This is a genomic window from Micromonospora sp. NPDC005806, from assembly GCF_042871425.1.
Taxonomy (GTDB): domain Bacteria; phylum Actinomycetota; class Actinomycetes; order Mycobacteriales; family Micromonosporaceae; genus Micromonospora.
In genome coordinates this window covers 13503-32266 of record NZ_JBIAIL010000046.1, presented here as the reverse complement: position 1 = coordinate 32266, position 18764 = coordinate 13503, and the positions used below count along the sequence as shown (strand labels likewise).

The following is an 18764-nucleotide window of genomic DNA, read 5'->3' as shown; positions in this document are numbered from 1 at the left end:
ACGACCCGACTTGGGAGGCATGTCATGACCGAGGTTGTGCTCGAGCCGGCCGCGCAGGAATTCGCCGAGGCCACATCGAAGCCACCGTTCATTTACCAGCTCGCTCCTATCGCGGCGCGCAAGGTCCTTGACGACGTGCAGGCCGGCCCGGTCGAGGCGCCGGCGATCGACGAGCAGTGGGTGACCGTCGCAGCCGCGGTCGGTGACGTGCGGGTACGGGCCGTGCGGCCGCAGGGTGTCACCGGCACGCTGCCGGTGGTGCTGTACGTGCACGGTGGCGGCTGGGTGTTGGGTAACGCCGGCACGCATGACCGGCTGGTGCGGGAAATCTCGGTGGGAGTCGGCGCGGCGGTGGTGTTCGTGGAGTACACGCCCTCCCCGGACGCGCACTACCCGGTGGCGATCGAGCAGATCTACGCGGCGGCGCGGTGGATCGTGTCCGACGGGGCGTCGTACGGCCTGGACGCGTCGCGGCTGGCGATCGCGGGGGACTCGGTGGGTGGCAACATGACCGCCGCGGTGACGATCCTGGCCAAGCAGCGCGGCGACGTCAGGATCGTGCACCAGTCGATGTACTACCCGGTCACCGATGCCGGGCAGGACACCGACAGCTACACCGAGTTCGCTGACGGGCCGTTCCTGACGGCGAAGGGGATGGCGTGGTTCTGGGACTGCTACGCCCCGGACCGCTCGGTGCGCTCGGAGATCACGGCGTCGCCGTTGCAGGCGTCGCCGGAGGATCTTCAGGGCCTGCCGCCGGCGTTTCTGATCGTGGACGAGGCCGACGTGCTGCGCGACGAGGGTGAGGCCTACGCGGCCAAGCTGCGCGCCGCCGGGGTGCCGGTCACGACGGTGCGCTACGACGGCATCTGCCACGACTTCATGATGCTGAACCCGCTGAAGGACACCCAGGCCGCCAAGGCGGCCACCGCGCAGGCGATCGCGGTGCTGCGGCAGGCCCTCGGCACCGTGAGCTCCTGAACCAGCCACCACCGGACCAACTCGAACTCTGAACCCCGACGGGCGGGTGCGGGTTAACCAACAGCTAGGAGAGGCACATGTCACTGAGCAAGAGATTCGGAGCCTTCGGCGTCGCCGCGGCGACGCTGCTCACCGCGGCGACCGTCATGGCGGTCGGCCCCGGCGCCGCGCAGGCCACCGCCGATCGCGGCGCGAAGCCGACGGTCGTCCTGGTACACGGCGCGTTCGCCGACTCCGGTGGCTGGAACGGAGTGACCCGCCAGCTGCTGGACGACGGCTACCCGGTCGTCGCCGCCGCTAACCCGCTGCGCGGTGTTGCGCACGACGCCGCGCAGGTCAAGGCCCTGCTGCAGTCGATCGATGGTCCGATCATCCTGGTCGGACACTCGTACGGCGGTAGCGTCATCTCGACCGCGGCCACCGGCAACCCCAACGTCAAGGCGCTCGTCTACGTCGCCGGGCTCGCTCCCGAGAAGGGAGAAAGCGCCAACGAACTGGTGTCCATGTTCGACGGCAGCACCCTGCCGGAGACGCTCCGACCAGTCCCGCTGCCGGACGGCAACGTAGATCTCTACATAGATCAGAAGCTGTTCCAGAAGCAGTTCGCCGCGGACGTTCCGGCCCGCGAGGCCGCCCTCATGGCGGTGACGCAGCGGCCGATCATGGCGGCGGCGGGGGACGAAGGGGCGGGTGAGCCGGCCTGGCGCTCCATTCCCACCTACCACCTCATCGCTGAGCGCGACGTGACCATCCCGCCGGCGACGCAGCGCTTTGTGGCCGAACGCGCCAACGGGGTCATCAAGAGCGTCGACGCGTCACACGCGGTGTTCGTGTCGCAGCCGGAAACGACGGCCGCGTTCATCAAGCGGGCAGCTCGCGAGACGGCCTGACAACCATCGGTCCACCGCACCCCCGGGGGCAGTAGGCAGCGGGTGGCGGGTGGCGGGAGATTTTTCCGCCACCCGCGTCGCCGTCATGCGTTCCTGAGCGGAGCGAAGCCCGCGCGCGAGTTGCAATCACCGAGTTCGGTCGGTGGATTGAGGATCAGGTAACCGAGTGACCGCGCGCACGCACTCGTTTGCCACTGCTTCTGAACCGGCCCCTCCCAGCGTTTGTGAGCACAGGGATCACCTGGTTGGGAGGCATGTCATGTCCGTTGTGGTACTCGAGCCGGCGGCCGAGTCGAACTGCCTGTATCAGCGGTGGACGATTCCGGCGCCGCGCACGGTCGACGGCGGCTGGCGTGAGGTCGCCGACACCTGCCTGGACGGGGCTCGACCAGCGAGTCGAGATGCTGGGCACACCGGTTCGCGCTGCGCCGCCGCGTGTGGACGACGGGTGGGCACCATCCCGACCCGGGGATCGGCGCTTCGGCCTGTCGACCGCCACCGCGCTGGTGGTCGGGTCGGTCATCGGTACTGGCGTGTTCGCGCTGCCGTCGGCACTGGCCGGCTTCGGCCCGATCTCGCTGGTCATCACACTCGCCGGCAGCGAGCTCGCCGCGGCCGCGGTGGCGCCCGCTGCATGAGCTGCCCGGTACGCCGCCGCCCGCTCTGAGCAAGGGAGTCTCATCATGACCTCGCGACCTGACCCACGCTCGTTGCTGCAGGATCTGGACCTGGACAAGCAGCAGCTCCTCGACCTGTTGACCCTGGCCGCCCAACTCAAACGGGACAAGCAGCACGGCGACGAGCTGCCACGGCTGCGCGGAAAGAACATCGTGCTGGTGTTCGAGAAGAACTCCACCCGTACCCGCTGCTCGTTCGAGGTCGCCGCCTACGACCAGGGCGGACAGGTCACCTACCTCGGACCCGAGTGGTCCCACCTCGGCCGCGAGGAGTCCGTCGCCGACACCGCCCGGGTGCTGGGGCGCATGTTCGACTGCATCGCGTTGCGCGGCCACGCCCAGGACACCCTGGAGCAGTTCGCCGAGCACGCCGGCGTACCGGTCTGGAACGCGCTGACCGACGTCTGGCACCCGACCCAGAGCCTTGCCGACGTCCTGACCATGACCGAGCACCATGGCGGCGACGTCGAGGACATCGCCTTCTGCTTCACCGGTGACGGCCACAGCAACATCGCCAGATCGCTACTGGTCACCGGTGCCCTGCTCGGCATGGACGTACGAGTCGCGGCGCCTGCGGGCCTGCAGCCGCCGCCGGACGTCGTCGCCGCCGCCGAGGCCGCCGCCCGGTCAAGCGGCGCGCGCCTCATGGTCACCGATGACCTTTACCCGGCGGTACGCGGCGCCGACTTCGTCTACACCGACGTGTGGGTCAGCATGGGCGAGCCCGACGACGCGTGGGCGGCCAGGGTGCGGTCGCTGTTGCCGTATCGCGTCACCGACGACGTGCCGAACGCCAGCAACCGGTTTGGCGTGCGGTTCATGCACTGCCTGCCGGCGATCCACAACCGCGGCACCGTCATCGGCGCCAGTCTGCACCAGCAGTTCGGCCTCGACGGCGCCGAGGTGGCCGAAGAGGTGTTCGAGTCCAAGCGGTCGATCGTGTTCGGCCAGGCCGAGAACCGGATGCACACCATCAAGGCCCTGCTCGTCCGGGCGCTGGCGGAGTGAGCCGTGCGTACCGTCATCGCCCTCGGCGGCAACGCCCTGCTGGAACGCGGCGAAAGGCCCCACGCCGCTATCCAGTGCCAGCACGTACGCCGCGCCGCACAGTCTCTCGCGCTACTGGCAGCCGACCACCAACTGATCGTCTGCCACGGCAACGGCCCTCAGGTCGGCCTGCTGGGCTGGCAGGTCCGCCGGGACGGCGACGGGTGGCGGCGCGTCGTGGCGTCGCCCCAGCCGAGCCGGCTCGTCGAGATCGACACGCTGCGAGCCTGGCCGACGGCGGCAGGGTCATCGTCTGTGGCGGTGGGGGAGGCGTGCCGGTGGTCGAGACCGGCGATGGCTGGCTGGTCGGCGTCGACGCGGTCGTCGACAAGGACCCACCGCCGTGCCCGAACCTCCGGACACGCCGCGGCGATCGGCGCCCTCGGCGACGCGGCCGCAGTACTCGTTGGCACGGTCGGGACCACCGTGACTCCCGTTCTGGTCAACGTACAGCGATAGCCACCCACGGAAGTCGACAAATCCGTATTGCTCCGGACCGATCTCGAGGCAGCTGATCCTTGCGGTCAGCCGCTCCCGGCCCGGGCAGGTATCCACCAGCTGCGCATGGAGGAAAGATGACCACACCGATGGGCGACAACGCCCTGCACGAGCTCAAGGCCGAGGTCGAGGCGGAACTGGCCATGGCCGAGTCGAGCCACCCGGAGGAGGCCGCCGGCGTACCGGTCACCGAATGGCTGTTCGATCCGGCGGACGCCCAGCGCGAGGAGGTCGGCCTCCGGAGTCTTCTCGGCGCGGTCGAGTCGCTGGAAGCCGACCTCCGACCTGGCCATCGCTTCGCCGACCCGAGTGTCTGAGGCACCCGCGCCGGGCCGTTGGATCAAGGCGAATGCCGGCGTGTTCCGCACGTTCTGGTCGGTGGTCCTGCCGATGGCCCGCCCGGCCCTGATCACGCTCACCCGCTCAAGCTCGGCGCCGCGCTGCTCGCGACCATCCCAGTCGCGATCATCTTCGTCGTCTTCCAGCGATACTTCGTCCGCGACGCCAACGAGGGAACCGACAAGGGCTGATCCGCGCGTACACCACGTCCCGGTTTCGCTGCCCCGGGTCGGGGGACGCTGATCCGACCGGTTCCGGTCGGACGGTCACCACACTCGGACGTCACTGGAACCGCACTCCGGCCTCTTAGCGTGGTGTCACCGAAGGTGGAGAGAGCTCTTCACCGGCTCTCTGTTGCATCACCCTGGGATGAAGTCGTGGCTCAGACAGCCCCACGTTGTGCCTGGCATGGGCCGCAACATCCGGGCACGGAGAGGGAACGAGGAGCACGTGGGCGACGGACTGGCGCAAGGCACACACACCGTGACGGTGTACGGGATCGATCAGCGCTTTCATGTCGCCGGCAGCGGCCCGGTGTGCGTCGTGTACCCCGGCGGTCCCGGCGTGAGCTGGGACTATCTGCGGATGCCGGAGCTCGAGGAGCACATGCAGCTGGTCTATATCGAGCCGATCGGCACCGGTCGGTCCGGTCGGCTCGCCGATCCGCGTGGCTACCGCTGCGCCACGTACGTGGGCTTCCTGGACGCGGTGCTGTCCCAGCTCGGCACGGATCCGGTGTTCCTCCTCGGCCACGGGTACGGCGGCCTCGTCGTGCAGCGCTACGGGCTCGACCACCCGGGCCGGGTCGCCGGGCTGGTCCTGTACGCGACGTCTCCCGTGACCGACGAGCAGCTCCGGCAGTCGGTTGTGGCCGCGATCTCCGCCTTCCCGGCCCGCCATCCGCGCCGCCGTGTGGAGGCCACCACGGTTGTGCGGGCGTTCGAGGAAGCGCTGACCGCCAACGACGACGAGACCTTCGCCCGCTGCATCCGGGGCGCGTGGCCCGCCTACGTTGCCGACTACTGGGCGCACGAGGAAACCTTCGCGCCCCTGCGGGCCCGCCTGCGCGGCTGGGCCACGCCCCAGCGGGGCGGGGAATCCGTGCCGTTCGACGTCCGGGCCGAGCTGGGCCGGATCGAAGCGCCGACGCTGGTCCTGGCCGGTGCGCACGACCCCCTCTTCGGCCCGCATTGGGCGGCGATGCTGCACGAGGGCGTCCCGCACTCGGGCCTGCTCGTCTTTCAGGACAGCGGCAACATGGCACACATCGAGCAGCCGGCAGCGTTCACGGGCGCGGTGGCCGACTTCATCTACCTGGTCGGTGCGGAGTAACCGCGGCAAGCGGGTCGGTGCTCGTTGAGAACGGCGGCCGTCCGGTGCAGCTCCGCCGAGTTCCGCCACCGTGTCCACGGCTGAATTCTGCCACCGCAGACCCGGTGCCTCTGCCGGCTCCTAGCGTCGGCGGCTGTCACAGCGACTTGTCGGAGGAGTCCTCCGGTGAGTGACGTGAACCCGAGTGGGAGCGGTACCTCGCCACGTCACGGGCTGTTCACGGGCCGGCGACCGCACGACCTCGCTCCGAGGTCCTCGAACCACAACTGTCAGCGAAGGATTCACCATGCCGAACATGCACGAGCCCGAGCCGAGGGGCCGCTGACCAGCATGATCGCACTGATTAGGGACCGGGTACCGCCGCCGTACTGGGCGCAACTGGCGCGCGAGCGGCAGATCAGGCACACACTGCAACACGCCATCCGGCCGGCCACCAGCGTTGTCAGGGACGTTGGCGGCCTGCAGGTCGCGGTGCGATGCCACGGCGCCGACCCCGCGCTGGGCATCGGCGGCGACTGGTACCTGATTCTGCCGCTGGCCAACGGAGATCTGGTCCTGGCCGTCGACGACGTGGGCGGTCACGGACTGGGCGCCATCGAGGCCATGATCGGGCTGCGGTACGCGACGACGGCGTACGCCGCCGAGGGGCACCCACCGGCAACGATCCTGTCTCGGCTCAACACACTGCCGTTCTTCGCTGACAACGAGACAACCGCGACCGCTGTCGTCGCGACCTACCCGGCCGAGCACGGGCCGGCTCCGCTGGGCGCGCGCCGGGCACCCACCGCTGCTGCTGGCCGACCACCACCGCGTGACGCGCCTGCCCAACCCTCGGGGGCCGTTGCTGGGTGTCTTCCCGGCACCGCCGTTCACGCAGGAGTCTCGCCAGCTGTTGCCCGGGCACTCGGTGCTGCTCTACACCGATGGCATGATCAAGCGGGGGACCTTCGACGACGGCATCGACCTGCTGGCCGATCGGATCACCGGAGTCGACGGGCACCCGGCGGCGATCGTCGACCGGCTCGACTTCGACGCCGCCCGCGACGACGCCTGCGTACTACTGGCAAACCGCGTAGCCTGACCGGCCGCCGATGATCGCCGACAACCCGCACAAGCTCGTCGAGCGGGACGGCACGACGGTGCGCTGGTGGATCCACCAGCGCCGCCGGCAGGATCCGGGTTGGCGGCCCTCGACGCCTGAGTACCCCCGCACGCAGTTTCTGCGTTACTTCTGCGTGGTCCCGGCCTGACGCCCGCTGGTTGTATATGTGTACGAACTGGTCCATCCCGGGACCGGAGGGCGACAGCGAAGGCGGGTCATGACCGAGTCGACATCGGCAGTACGGTTCACCATCCTGGGCCCGGTCGGAGCCCGGCGCGGTGACGCCGATCTCGAACTCGGTGGCCGTCAGCAGCGGCTGGTGCTCGCCCTGCTGCTGGCCCACGGCGGATCGGTGGTCGCCCTCACCGACCTGGTCGACACCATCTGGAATCAGGAGCCGCCGACGAGCGCCGTCAACGTCGTCCATCGCTACATCGGCACCCTGCGGAGGCTTATCGAGCCCGACCTGCCGGTGCGCGCCGTCGGTACCTATCTCATCCGGCATGCGGCGGGATACCAACTGCGGGTCGACGAGGACTCTCTCGATCTGCTGCGCTTCCGTCGCCTGGTGGCCCAGGCCCGGCAGGCGACCGAGCCCGGCCCGGCGGTACGGCTCTACACCGAGGCGCTGGCGCTGCGACGCGGTTCCTGCGGGGTGGGCCTGGACCCGGACTCGCGCACCCATCCGGCCTTCGCCGCGATTGACGCCGAGTGTTCGCAGGTCGTCCGCGATGCTGCGGACACTGCTCTGCGTAGCGGTCAGGTGCGCCTGGTGATCCCGGCGCTGCGCCAGGCGGCCGGGCAGAACCCGCTCGACGAGGCGCTACAGGCCCGCCTCGTCCTCGCGCTGGCCGCCGACGGCCGGCAGGCAGAGGCGCTGGAGACCTTCCAGGACGTCCGCCGGCGGCTCGGCGATGAGCTCGGCATCGACCCCAGCCCCGAGCTGCTCGATGCCTACGACCGCCTGCTGCACCAGCGCACCTCGGCCGAATGGTGGGGCTGCGCGCCGCCACCGCTCGGAACAGTCGCCGCCAGCCAGCTCGCCGACTCGCCCGCCGACGGCGAGGAAGCGATCGGGCTGGTGAACCCACCGCCGACACCGGCTCAGCTGCCGCCGGACCACCCGTTCTTCAGCGGCCGGACGGACATCCTGGCCCGTGCACAGGCGCTGCTTGAGGAGGACCGGCGGCACGGGCGGGCCACCGTGGCGCTGGCCATCGACGGGATGGCGGGCGTCGGCAAGACCACACTCGCGATCCGTCTGGGACACCGTCTCGCCGCCGCCTACCCGGACGGGCAGCTCTACGCCGACCTGCGCGGCTTCGCCGCCCAGGATTGCGCGATGAGCCCCGTCGAGGCACTGCGTGGATTTCTGAGCTCGCTCGGCGTACCGCGGGAGACCGCGCCGACCGAACTGCACGCACTGGCCGGGCTCTACCGCAGCATCCTCGCCGGGCGGCGGGTCCTGATCGTGCTCGACAACTGCCGAGACTTCGAGCAGGTGCGACACCTGCTGCCCGGCACCCCCGGTTGCCTGGCCATCGTGACCAGCCGTAATCGGCTCACCGGCCTGATCACCACCGGCGGCGCCCATCCCTTGCCGGTGGACCTGCCGCCGCCCGACGAGGCGCGGGAGTGCCTGGTCCGGCGGCTGGGCGCCGAGCGGATCGCCGCGGAGCCGGCCGCGGTCGATGAGATCATCGCCAGCAGCGGGCGACTGCCGCTGGCCCTTGCCGTGGTAGCCGCTCGTGCCGCGGCACTACCCGACACGCCGCTCGCAGAGATCGCCGCAGAACTGGCGGCACCCCGCAGCCTTCTCGACAGTTTCGGCGGAAGCGCTGAAACCAGCCTGACGGCGGCCTTCTCCTGGTCGTACCGAGCGCTGAGCCCGCCGGCGGCACGCCTGTTCCGGCTGCTGTCGCTGCACCCCGGCCCCGATCTGACCGCGGACTCGGCGGCGAGCCTCGCCGGTGTCGATCCGCCCACGGGCACAACTCTCGTGGCGGAGCTGGCCACGCACATGCTCACCCAGATCCGGTCCGGCCGGCATCAGATACACCACCTGCTGCGGGCGTACGCCGCCGGCCTCAGCGACGAGGAGGACACACCGCACGAGCGTGACGCCGCCATCATGCGCCTGTTCGACCACTACCGCTCCTCGGCGTACCACGCCCAGCTGCAGCTCGATCCGCAGCTTTCCGTGCCCGAGCCACCGGCGCCCGGACCCGGGGTGACGCCGCTGCGCTTCGCCGGCCACGACGAGGCGATGGCCTGGTCCGAGGCCGAACATCGGGTGCTCGCAGCCGTCGTCGAGCAAGCCGGGGCGCAGGGAGCGCACCAGATCGCCTGGCACGGTGCGCGCACCATGCAGAACTTCCTGGACCCAGGCGCATCTCACCCGCCACTTCCGGCGCCATCCCGGCGTCGGTCCGGCCCGCTACGCGCGGCCCGGTCCGGCGGCGCCGATGTGCGCGGCGGTCCGGTGAAGTGCCCATCTGGGCCCGCACCCGCGCTTAGCATCGGGAAGAGCGACCCGCGGTCCCCGGTCCACGGGTGACCGCTCCGGCGGCGCTTCGCCAAGACACAGATCAAGCCATCCGGGTGGACAGACGATGCCCGGCCCGACGCGCGGACAACCGCCGATGAGGCGCTGGGTGAGCTGATCCGCGAGATTCATCAGATGTCGCGGGGCACGTACGGGTCGCCGCGGGTGCACGCCGATCTGCGGCTCGCCGCGGGGGTGCGTTGCGCCGCAGACGCGTCGAGCGGCTTATGCGGCACGCCGGTCTACGGGGCGTGTACCGGCGCCGCTGCAAAGGCTGCACGGTGCGGGATCCTGCCGCAAAGCCCAGTGCGGACCTGGGAACACGAGTTGCAACCGGACACGCGGATCTAGTCCAGGAAGACATCCAAGTCGATGATCGACCGGCATGGAGAATTGGTCTGTGTCGATCCTCCGACATGAACTCCCACGACAGCAAGTGGGAAGTCACGCGCTGCTCGTCTGGCTGACGGCAGGGAAGTCGATGGTGGCGCGGGAGTGGTGCGAGGACTCCTTTACTCGGCCGGCTTATGCTTCAGGCGACCTGGGCAAACGTGCGTGAGCATGCCGCTGGGCCACCGGACTACTGGGGGTCAAGGGGTCGTCGGTTCAAATCCGGCCCTCCCGACCAGCACAAACGGAGATCATCTCCGTGGGTCGGAAAATCTCTGGGGGCAGCGTGGGGGCAACGGCCCCCAGGGCTGGGGGCACCCGGGCGTGTCGCAGGGCATGAAAAAGCCCGGGGGAGCGGTGGCTCCACCCGGGCTTCGTCGGCGACTGGGTCAGATGTCCCGCCTGAAAGGTAAGACCTTGTCCGACCTTTCAAGTCCGCCGATGCGTTGCTCCACCTCCCGAAGGACAGAGGCCGCGCGCTGGTCATCCTGCAACGCCCTGACGATCACAGCCGACATGCAGCTGCACACAGCCAGCACACCCAGGCACACCACCGTGGCGGCAAGCAAGGCGTACTTCGGCGACGTCGGCGGGTCGATCGCAAAGATGTACCCGGTGGCGAACGCCAGGATCCCAAAGGCCAGGAGGCCAGCGATGAGCCCGATGATCCAAAGCTTGGTAGTGGTCTTCACCTTCGCCGTTCCTCTCCAACCAAATCTGTGAGGTTGGAGGTGACCCGCACCTCCCCGCCGTCGCGCCATCGGAGCGCGCGGCGGCATGGACCGCCAGGTGGCGGTCGGGAGGTAGGTCATGCGGGCCTGACCCCGGGTCGGTCGTTCCATCGGGTGATGGCCGCGTCCGGCGCGGGCGGGACATGGCCGGCGATCAGCTTCGGCATCCAGGTGCACGCCCCCTCGAGGACGCACGCGCCCGCCGCAGACGTGCCCCCGCCGGCTGTCGTGCTGTCGATCGGCGGCGTACCAGGGATGTCCGGATGGGCCTCCCTGTCGTCGTCGGCCCTCTGCGGGCCGGCGGCCGCCGCGGGCTCGCCGCGGCTGAGCTCGCGGCGCGGCGGACCGTCCCCTCGCTCGGTCACCAACGACGCGGGCGTGGCCGTTGTCGCGGGTGTCCCGACGGCAACGCCGTCGAAGTCGGCGACCTGACCTAAACCTACGAGGCGGCGAACCGCCGGGCGATGCGCGTACGCGGCTCGTGCGCCGGCGCCCGGCGGTCGGCGCGCCTCCGGCGCAGCTGGGTTTTCGCGCAGGCCAGGGTGGCCGGCCGAGGCCCGGGTCCGGCGCAGCCGCGCACTGAGCTCACCGCAAAGGCGAGCCCCGCCCTCTGGACCAGGGTCCAGTCTCAACGCTAGATTTCTCAGACCCCCCGTCAGCCCGACGGGTTACCCATCAAAAGGGGGAGTCGTGAGGCGAATCGGAGTCCGAATGGTCAGCGTCGGACTGGCGTTCATCGTCGGCGCCGGCACCGTTCTGGCGACCGCCGCGCCCGCGCAGGCCGGTCAGATGACGAGCTATTGCGGTTCGTGGTTAAGCCATCCCTGCTCAGTGGAGTACACCGGCACTTGGCCGAGCGGCATGGTTCGGGCGCTGGGGCCCCTTAACGTTTACGCCCTCAGACTCGAGGCCAATGCCGGCAGCGGCTGGGTGCCACGGACCACGGTTTACCACCCAAGCCAGGCGACCCCTTGGGTCGCAGCCGGCAAGACCAGCTGGTACCGCCCCTGCGTGCAGGTGCTGCAGAGCGGCGATTGGTTCTGCTCCCGGGACATGGTCTATCTCGGCGACTGACCGTCGCAGCAAACTTGGCGCGCCGTCGATCGGCGGCGCGCCAAGTTTGGTCATGCGGGAGCCCTGTGGGGCTCGGAAAGTCGTCGCTGCAGGTTAAGCGGCATAGCGGTACTCGCTGATGACGCCGCCGAGGATGCGGGTACGCAGGAGTCGGCGGCTTTCGAGTTCGTGTACGGCGATGGGCTGTTGGTCAGCGCCCGGCGGGAGTTGGTTGCGGGCCCGGTGGGGGCGGTGCTCGTTGTAGTGCCGCTCGTAGGTGGCCAGGACGTGCCGGGCGTGGGCTTCGTTCATGATGAGCACATGGTCCAGGGCCTCGCGCCGGATGGTGCCGATGACCCGCTCGCAGTGGGCGTTCATCCGAGGGGCCTGCGGTGCACACTTGAGGATCTCCATCTCCTCGGCCTCGAAGACGGCGTCGAAGGACTGGCCGTACTTGCCGTCGCGGTCGCGTAGCAGGAAGCGCAGGGCCTCCGTGCGCGTGCCGAGGTCGGCGGCCAGGTTCCGGGCCTGTTGTACCGCCCACTCCCGGGTGGGGTGGGCGGTGACGCTGGCGATGTGAAGGCGTCGGGTGCCGTGTTCGAGGAACGCCAGCGCGTAGAGGCGCCTGCCGAGGGCGGTGTCGATATGCAGGAAGTCGACGGCGATGATGCCCTGGGCCTGGTTGGTGAGGAACTGGCGCCAGGTCGGACCGGTACGGCGTGGGGCCGGGTCGATGCCCGCCGCGTGGAGGATCTCCCAGACCGTGGAGGCGGCGATGGGGTGACCGAGTCGGGCCAGCTCGCCTTGGATCCGCCTGTGCCCCCATTTCGCGTTGTCTCGAGCGAGCTGCAGGATCAGCTTCTTGAGTGCTGCCTTGGTCGGCGGGCGTCCGGTGCGGGCGCGCCGGGCGCTGTAGTCCCACTTGGCGGCGATGAACCTGCGGTGCCAGGCCAGCAGGGTCCCGGGCGTGACCGGGAAGACCTCGCGCCAGCGGCAGCGGGGTATCAGGCCGGAGAGGGCGGCCAGCCAGAACCGGTCCGCGGGCTCGTAGCGGACCGAGCCGGCGATCTGACGGCGCAGCACCGCGTTCTCATGCCGGAGTACAAGCAACTCGGCGTCCTTGGCCGTGTCGCGACGCAGCAGCACCCCGGGGAAGGACAGCAGCCGGCGGGCCACCGTGTAGAGCATCGAGATGATCACGCGGACATGGTCCCAGCCGAGATATCTCTACCATCTCGACCTGCGGCGATGACTTTACGAGCCCCACACGTTTGCAGGTCTGGCATGCGCCGGCCATGACGGTGAGCAGTTGTTGTAGCTCACGGAGCACGGCGTAGAGGGTCAGGCCGGCGCATCCGCTTTTGGGTCGAGGCGCAGCAGGGTGCAGAAGGCTTGGGCGAGGACGGTGAGGGTGACGTGGCGGTGCCAGCCGGTGAAGCTGCGGCCTTCGAAGTGGTCGATGCCGAGACCGGTCTTGAGTTCACGGTAGTCGTGTTCGACCCGCCAGCGGAGCTTCGCGAGGCGGACCAGGGTTTTCAGTGAGGTCCGGACGTCCAGGTTGGACAGCCAGTACTTGACTGGCTCGGCGGCGTCGGGTGGCCATTCGGCGATCAGCCAGACCTCGGGCAGGGTGCCGTCGGCGGCGCGGGGGACGTCGCGGTTGGCCGGTCGGATCCGCAGGCGCAGGAAGTGTGAGCGCATCGCCGCGGTCGGGTTGCTGCTGGTGCGTCGGCTGCCGTGGCGCCAGGTCACCTGCCGTGCGCTGGCCTGGCCGGCGGCCAGGACGAGGTCCTTGAACGTGGCCGGCGGGTCGGGGTAGGCGGGCTTGGGTGGGCGACCGCGGCCGGTGTAGGGCGGTGTGACTGGGACCGCGTCGCCGGGGTGGGCGGTGGCGTTCGGGTCGACCTGGACCGCGTAGCGCAGGCCGCGTTCGGACAGCCCGAGCCGGAACAGGGTGCAGTCGCCGTAGCCGGAGTCGGCGGCCACCGGCAGTTTCGGCAGGCCCCACTGCTCGGTCATCTCGTCGAGCATGTCCAGGGCCAGGCGCCACTTCTCCCGATGCCGGACGTCGTCGCCGATGCCGGCCCGATCGCGTTTTTCGCGGACCGTGGCGGCCTTGACCGGGTCGCTGATCGTGGTGTCGTCCCAGGATGCCGGGCAGAACAGTCGCCAGTCCGCGGCCACCGAGGCGGTGTCAGTGGCCATCTGGACACTGACCCCGATCTGGCAGTTCCCGGTCTTGCCCAGGGTGCCGCAGTACTGCCGGGCCACGAACGGGGACGCGGTGCCATCCTTCGGGAACCCGGAATCGTCGATCACGTACGCGGCCGGGTCGATCACCTCGGCCGCCCACCGGGCCACGTTCGCCCGCACCGTCGTGTAATCCCAGGTCGAGGACGTCACGAACTGCTGCAACTGCTGATGATCGACGCCGAGCCGTTCCGCCATCGGCTGCATCGACTTGCGTGCCCCATCGGTGAGTAGGCCACGCACATACAATTCGCCCTTGACCTGCTGATCCGACCGCCGAACAGCACCCTGCAGCATCTGCGCGGTGAACTCGACCAGCCGTGGACGCACCTGCTCGATCTGCTCTGGAGTCACACCACGAAGTCAACCGCCATCCACAATGGAGATCAAACCGACACGCCGCGCACCTAACAAAGTACTACTAGTCGCGTTGCCGAGCTGCGCATCCAGTTTCCCGACGCCGGCGCTGTGGCCGAGCACTTGACGTCTGGCGTGACCTGGTCAGCGGAGTCGTCGCCCTTGTGGCATGCGTTTCACGGCGGCGCGGCGGCGGCCTTCAGCGGAGATGTGGCGGCGGCGGAGCAGACGATCGAACAGAGCCGGCAACAACTCAAGCTTCCGGCGGCAGCATTTGATCCTGCTGGCGGCCCCGGTAGGTCTCCAGCAGCCTCAGCCAGACCTCACTGATCGTCGGGAACGCGGGCACGGCATGCCAGAGCCGTTCCACCGGCACTTCGCCTGCGACCGTGATGGTGGCCGAGTGCAGCAGTTCCCCGACGCCGGGCCCGACGAAGGTGACCCCCGCCACCGTGCCGCGGTCCACATCGACCAGCATGCGGGCCTGGCCGCGATAGCCCTCGGCGTACTGGTGGGCGCCCGCGACGCGTGCGATGTCGTAGTCGACCACCTCGACCCGGCGTCCGTTCCGTTCCGCCTCGCGCGTGGTCAGGCCGACGGACGCGACCTCCGGGTCGGTGAAGACGACCTGCGGCACGGCCGCGCCGTCGGCGGTCGTGGCGTGCGCGCCCCACCTGGCGTCGTCGACCGGCTCTCCCTTGGCGCGGGCGCCGATGGCGGCGCCGACGATCCGGGCCTGGTACTTCCCCTGATGGGTCAGCAGTGCCCGGTGGTTGACATCGCCGGCGGCGTAGAGCCAGCCGTCGGCGACGGCGGTCACCCGGCCGGTGTCGTCGACGGTCAGCCAGTCGCCCGCGGTGAGACCGACGGTTTCCAGGCCGAGGTCCGCCGTCCGCGGGGCTCGGCCCGTGGCGAACAGGATCTCGTCGGCGGCCAGTTCTGCGCCGTCGGCCAGCGTCATCCGCACCTCGCCGTCCTCGCGCGCGACGTATGTCACAGAGGCCCCGAACCGGATGTCGACGCCGGCTTCGCGAAGCCCGTCCGCGACCAGTTCGCCGGCGAACGGCTCCATCCTCGGCAGTAGTCCGGCGTCGCCGCGGACCAGCATGGTCACCTGGGCGCCGAGCGCCTGCCAGGCGGTTGCCATCTCGACGGCCACCACGCCGCCGCCGACGATGGCGAGACGGCCTGGTACGTGGTCGGCGCTGGTGGCCTCACGGCTGGTCCAGGGGCGTACGGTCTTGAGTCCGGGTGTGTCGGGCAGGGCCGCGCTGGTGCCGGTGCAGATGGCGACGGCGTGCCGTGCGGTCAGCCGGACGGTGTCGCCGTCAGGGGTCTGCACCGCCACCTGGCGGGGGCCGTCGAGCCGGCCGTGGCCGCGTATCAGGTCGACGGAGACTGCGTTCAGCCAGTCGACCTGGTTCTCGTCGTTCCAGTACGCGGACATCTTGTCACGGTGCGCGAGGACCGCCTCGACGTCCAGCGGCCCGGCCGCTGCCTGGCGCAGCCCGGGGACGCGGCGGGCGTCGGCGCGTGCCAGCACCGGCCGTAGCAGCGCCTTGCTGGGCTCGCAGGCCCAGTACGAGCATTCGCCGCCGAGCAGTTCGCGCTCCACGATCACGGTGCTGAGCCCGGCGGCGCGGGCCCGGTCGGCCACGTTCTCGCCGACCGGGCCCGCGCCGATGACGACCACGTCGTAGGTGCGGGGTGCCTCGTTCGTCACCGCTTCCTCCATGACTGCGTCTGAGACTCTGTCTAGACTGCGGCTTCCGCAGAAGCGGGGCTGCCGGGCCGAGGCTCCCTGGTCGTGTCTGCGGTACGCCGGCCCGCCACCGAAGCGCCCGCTGATGCCGCTGCGTGCCGGCGACGGTGCCCGAGGTCGCGCCTCGGGTCGCCGAGGGAGGGCCGTGACCCGGGCCTGGATCTCGGCTGGGCGCCGTTGTGCCCGTCCCCGGTCGGCCCAGCTGTGCGGCACGGTACGGCGTATGGCTGTGGTCAAGCTTGGGGCGCGGAGGGCGCCCCGGCGGCAGCGGTCCGGCGCCGGTGTCGCACCGAGGGCGGAACGGGCCGGCCGCCACGTAGGCTGCGCCCGGCCCGTCGCGCCCTCGGTGACTGAGGTGGTGTCAGCGGCCGGGGGCCCGCTTCTTGACCTCCTGGAGTACCCAGCCGTTGCCGTCCGGGTCGCTGAAGGTGGCGAAGGAGCCGTAGTCGGCACGGGTGGGGTGCGGGCCGGCGATCCGCGCCTGGCCGCCGGCGCGGTGGACGCCGTCTCCGGCGTCGTGGCCGTGGTACACGGTCCCGCCGGCATCGTGGAACACCTCGCTCACCTCGATGCCGCGACCGACGAGCTCCGCGCGGGCCTCCTCGATGTCCGAGACGACGAGCTGTGGCCCCCGTCGTCGTCATCCACACGTCGCCGCCGCGGCCGGGCCGGGTGCGCGTCAACGGCTAGACTTGCGGGAGCTTCAGGGTTGCGCTCATCGTCATCGGTGGGGCTTCGGTCCGTGTCCCCCCCTCCGACATGAACTCCCACGACAGCCGGCGGGAAGTCACGCGCTGCTCGTCTGGCTGACGGCGGGGAAGTCGATGTTGGCGGGGGAGTGGTGCGACGACTCCTTTACTCGGCCCGGGCGTAGTCGAAAATCGACATGTGTGAGGCAGGCGGTAGGTGGTGGAGCAAGGACGCGGCTTGTAATGTCACGAACGGGCCTCGCGACCCGGCATGCGGGTAGTGACCTCCTGCAGCGTCCAGCCGTTTCCGTCCGGGTCCTGGAATGAGGCGTGCGAGTTGTAGCTCTTACGTTCGGGGTCGGGGCCGGGTTGGCGCGTCTCGGGCCAGAAAGGGCTGCCGGGGCCGTGGTAGACCTCGGTGATGTCGACGCCCCGCTGGACCAGTTCCTCCCGTGTGGCCACGATGTCGGAGGTCACCAGCTCTAGGTGCCGCATCGACCCTGGTGCAGCGGCTATCGGCAGGCCTTTGCCGAACACGATGGACGTATGGCCGTCACCAGTCGGGGTCAGTTGCACGACGCGGACGTCGTCGCCGACCTTGATGTCTGCGTCCAGTCGCCAGCCCAGGCGATCCCGGTAGAACTCCAGCCCCCTGTCGACATCCGATACCGGGATCGTGACCACCTCAAGATTGACGTGCATCGTACCCACTCCTTGTCCGTCCTGTCTGCGGTGTTCTGTCCGACGGCGGGAACCCTTTGGTCCTGGCCCCGGGCCACCCGGGCTCCCGCCGGCCATCAGTCACCAAGGCCGGATCAACGCCCCTGTGATCGAGGACCGGGAGCGGCGACTTCCGCCGCTGTTCCTACCGCCGGACGTTACCCCCGATTGGGCTATGTCACGGGAGGATCCGGAGGTTGTGCTGGTCGGATGTCCGTCGCGAGGGTCCGTGACCCTGTGGGGCTCGAATACTCGGCTCGGCTCTCTGAAGTGCGGTTCTGTGCGAGCTCGAGTCCTGCGCAGCCGTCATGCTCGTGGCCATGAGCGCGTCGTTGCTGTACCTGCTGCTTCGCCAGATCCTGCAGATGTTGTCCCAGATCGCCGGCGACGGTGGGGCCAAGGATGTGGAGATCCTGGTGCTCCGCCACCAGGTGACGGTGCTGCGCCGTCAGGTGCACCGCCCCGACCTGCAACCCGCCGACCGGGTGGTGCTGGCAGTGTTGTCGCGGCTGCTGCCCCGCCACCGTTGGTCGGCGTTCTTCGTCACCCCGGCCACGCTGCTGCGGTGGCACCGTGAGCTGGTCGCCCGGCGCTGGACGCACCCGCACGCACGACCCGGCCGGCCACCTGTCGACAAGCAGGTCCGTGACCTGGTGCTGCGACTCGCGGCGGAGAACCCGACGTGGGGGCACCGCCGGATTCAAGGCGAACTGCTCAACCTCGGGCATCAGGTGGCGGCCAGTACGGTATGGAAGATCCTCCACCGGGCCGGGATCGACCCGGCACCACGCCGGTCCGGACCGACCTGGCAGCAGTTCCTGACCGCCCAGGCGCACACGATCCTGGCGTGGCGATTTCTTCACGGGTCGACACGGTGTTGCTCAAGCGGATCTACATGCTGTTCTTCGTGGAGATCGCCACCCGCGAGGTCCACGTCGTCGGGGTGACCGCGCATCCGACCGGCGCCTGGGTGGCGCAGCAGGCGCGAAATTTGCTGATGGACCTCGATCAGCATGCTGCTGGTTTGCGGTTCCTGCTCCGCGACCGGGATACGAAGTTCACCGCCGTCTTCGACGGGGTGTTCGCCGCCGAAGGTATCGACGTGATCAAGACGCCACCGCAGGCACCCCGGGCGAACGCGTTCGCCGAACGACGGGTGGGCACCGTACGCCGGGAATGCGCCGACCGGATACTCATCGTCGGCGAGCGCCACCTCGCGGCCGTCCTGACCGAGTACACGGCCCACTACAACAGCCACCGCCCACATCGGTCGCTCGGCCAGCAGCCGCCCAACCCGACGTCGGGAGTCAGTGCCTTGACCGCCGCCAGGGTCCGACGGCGCCCGATCCTCGGCGGGCTGATCAACGAGTATTCGCAGGCAGCGTAGCCAAACCGGCTTTA

At 69.8% G+C, this 18764-nt stretch carries 19 protein-coding genes and 2 pseudogenes; 15 read left to right on the top strand and 6 right to left on the bottom strand.

Annotated features, from left to right (window positions below):
* Positions 1–24: 24 nt before the first annotated feature.
* From ACFYOS_RS31360 to ACFYOS_RS31305, 12 genes and pseudogenes are all read left to right on the top strand, one after another.
* On the top strand, positions 25–981 hold the full coding sequence (locus ACFYOS_RS31360) for an alpha/beta hydrolase (RefSeq protein WP_387149303.1): 957 nt from the start codon (positions 25–27) through the stop codon (positions 979–981).
* A gap of 146 nt (positions 982–1127) precedes the next feature.
* Positions 1128–1871: an alpha/beta fold hydrolase gene (locus ACFYOS_RS31355; protein WP_387149300.1), complete on the top strand. Its 744-nt coding sequence runs from the start codon at positions 1128–1130 to the stop codon at positions 1869–1871.
* Positions 1872–2272: 401 nt separating this feature from the next.
* On the top strand, positions 2273–2509 hold the full coding sequence (locus ACFYOS_RS31350) for a hypothetical protein (RefSeq protein WP_387149298.1): 237 nt from the start codon (positions 2273–2275) through the stop codon (positions 2507–2509).
* Between the two features lie 45 nt (positions 2510–2554).
* Positions 2555–3556: an ornithine carbamoyltransferase gene (gene argF, locus ACFYOS_RS31345; protein ID WP_387149295.1), complete on the top strand. Its 1002-nt coding sequence runs from the start codon at positions 2555–2557 to the stop codon at positions 3554–3556.
* Positions 3557–4170: 614 nt separating this feature from the next.
* The gene (locus tag ACFYOS_RS31340) at positions 4171–4410 is read left to right on the top strand and encodes a hypothetical protein (protein ID WP_387149292.1); all 240 of its coding nucleotides are present in this window, start codon (positions 4171–4173) and stop codon (positions 4408–4410) included.
* Positions 4411–4428: 18 nt separating this feature from the next.
* Positions 4429–4623: a hypothetical protein gene (locus ACFYOS_RS31335; RefSeq protein WP_387149290.1), complete on the top strand. Its 195-nt coding sequence runs from the start codon at positions 4429–4431 to the stop codon at positions 4621–4623.
* Between the two features lie 259 nt (positions 4624–4882).
* The gene (locus ACFYOS_RS31330; RefSeq protein ID WP_387149288.1) at positions 4883–5764 is read left to right on the top strand and encodes an alpha/beta fold hydrolase; all 882 of its coding nucleotides are present in this window, start codon (positions 4883–4885) and stop codon (positions 5762–5764) included.
* A gap of 330 nt (positions 5765–6094) precedes the next feature.
* A pseudogene (locus tag ACFYOS_RS31325) lies at positions 6095–6505 on the top strand (PP2C family protein-serine/threonine phosphatase); the annotation flags it as partial.
* Positions 6462–6845: a PP2C family protein-serine/threonine phosphatase gene (locus ACFYOS_RS31320; protein WP_387149353.1), complete on the top strand. Its 384-nt coding sequence runs from the start codon at positions 6462–6464 to the stop codon at positions 6843–6845. The pseudogene ACFYOS_RS31325 and the gene ACFYOS_RS31320, both read left to right, overlap by 44 nt.
* A gap of 10 nt (positions 6846–6855) precedes the next feature.
* On the top strand, positions 6856–7014 hold the full coding sequence (locus tag ACFYOS_RS31315) for a hypothetical protein (protein ID WP_387149286.1): 159 nt from the start codon (positions 6856–6858) through the stop codon (positions 7012–7014).
* Positions 7015–7083: 69 nt separating this feature from the next.
* On the top strand, positions 7084–9423 hold the full coding sequence (locus ACFYOS_RS31310) for a BTAD domain-containing putative transcriptional regulator (protein WP_387149283.1): 2340 nt from the start codon (positions 7084–7086) through the stop codon (positions 9421–9423).
* A gap of 60 nt (positions 9424–9483) precedes the next feature.
* Positions 9484–9665, top strand: a pseudogene (locus ACFYOS_RS31305) (transposase); the annotation flags it as partial.
* A gap of 525 nt (positions 9666–10190) precedes the next feature.
* Here ACFYOS_RS31305 and ACFYOS_RS31300 read toward each other — a convergent pair.
* Positions 10191–10493, bottom strand: a complete 303-nt coding sequence (locus ACFYOS_RS31300) for a hypothetical protein (protein WP_387149280.1) — start codon at positions 10491–10493, stop codon at positions 10191–10193.
* A gap of 750 nt (positions 10494–11243) precedes the next feature.
* On the opposite strand from ACFYOS_RS31300, the gene ACFYOS_RS31295 reads away from it, so the two are divergent.
* Complete coding sequence (locus ACFYOS_RS31295) at positions 11244–11606, top strand: hypothetical protein (RefSeq protein WP_387149277.1); 363 nt, start codon at positions 11244–11246, stop codon at positions 11604–11606.
* A gap of 93 nt (positions 11607–11699) precedes the next feature.
* On the opposite strand, the gene ACFYOS_RS31290 is transcribed toward ACFYOS_RS31295, so the two are convergent.
* The 5 genes from ACFYOS_RS31290 to ACFYOS_RS31270 all read right to left on the bottom strand — a co-directional run bounded on the left by ACFYOS_RS31290 (position 11700) and on the right by ACFYOS_RS31270 (position 17345).
* Positions 11700–12785, bottom strand: a complete 1086-nt coding sequence (locus ACFYOS_RS31290; RefSeq protein ID WP_387149274.1) for an integrase core domain-containing protein — start codon at positions 12783–12785, stop codon at positions 11700–11702.
* A 141-nt stretch (positions 12786–12926) separates the two neighbouring features.
* A complete protein-coding gene (locus ACFYOS_RS31285) occupies positions 12927–14189 on the bottom strand; it encodes an IS701 family transposase (RefSeq protein ID WP_387149271.1) in 1263 nt (420 codons plus the stop codon).
* Positions 14190–14445: 256 nt separating this feature from the next.
* Entirely contained in the window at positions 14446–15915 is a 1470-nt protein-coding gene (locus tag ACFYOS_RS31280; RefSeq protein WP_387149268.1) for a dihydrolipoyl dehydrogenase family protein, read from the bottom strand.
* Between the two features lie 400 nt (positions 15916–16315).
* Complete coding sequence (locus tag ACFYOS_RS31275; RefSeq protein ID WP_387149266.1) at positions 16316–16510, bottom strand: hypothetical protein; 195 nt, start codon at positions 16508–16510, stop codon at positions 16316–16318.
* Between the two features lie 379 nt (positions 16511–16889).
* Positions 16890–17345, bottom strand: a complete 456-nt coding sequence (locus ACFYOS_RS31270; RefSeq protein ID WP_387149263.1) for a VOC family protein — start codon at positions 17343–17345, stop codon at positions 16890–16892.
* 338 nt (positions 17346–17683) lie between these two features.
* Here ACFYOS_RS31270 and ACFYOS_RS31265 point away from each other — a divergent pair, with 338 nt between their 5' ends.
* Complete coding sequence (locus ACFYOS_RS31265; protein ID WP_387149261.1) at positions 17684–18310, top strand: helix-turn-helix domain-containing protein; 627 nt, start codon at positions 17684–17686, stop codon at positions 18308–18310.
* Positions 18259–18750, top strand: a complete 492-nt coding sequence (locus ACFYOS_RS31260; protein WP_387149258.1) for an integrase core domain-containing protein — start codon at positions 18259–18261, stop codon at positions 18748–18750. Before ACFYOS_RS31265 ends, ACFYOS_RS31260 begins: the two co-directional genes overlap by 52 nt.
* Positions 18751–18764: the final 14 nt, after the last annotated feature.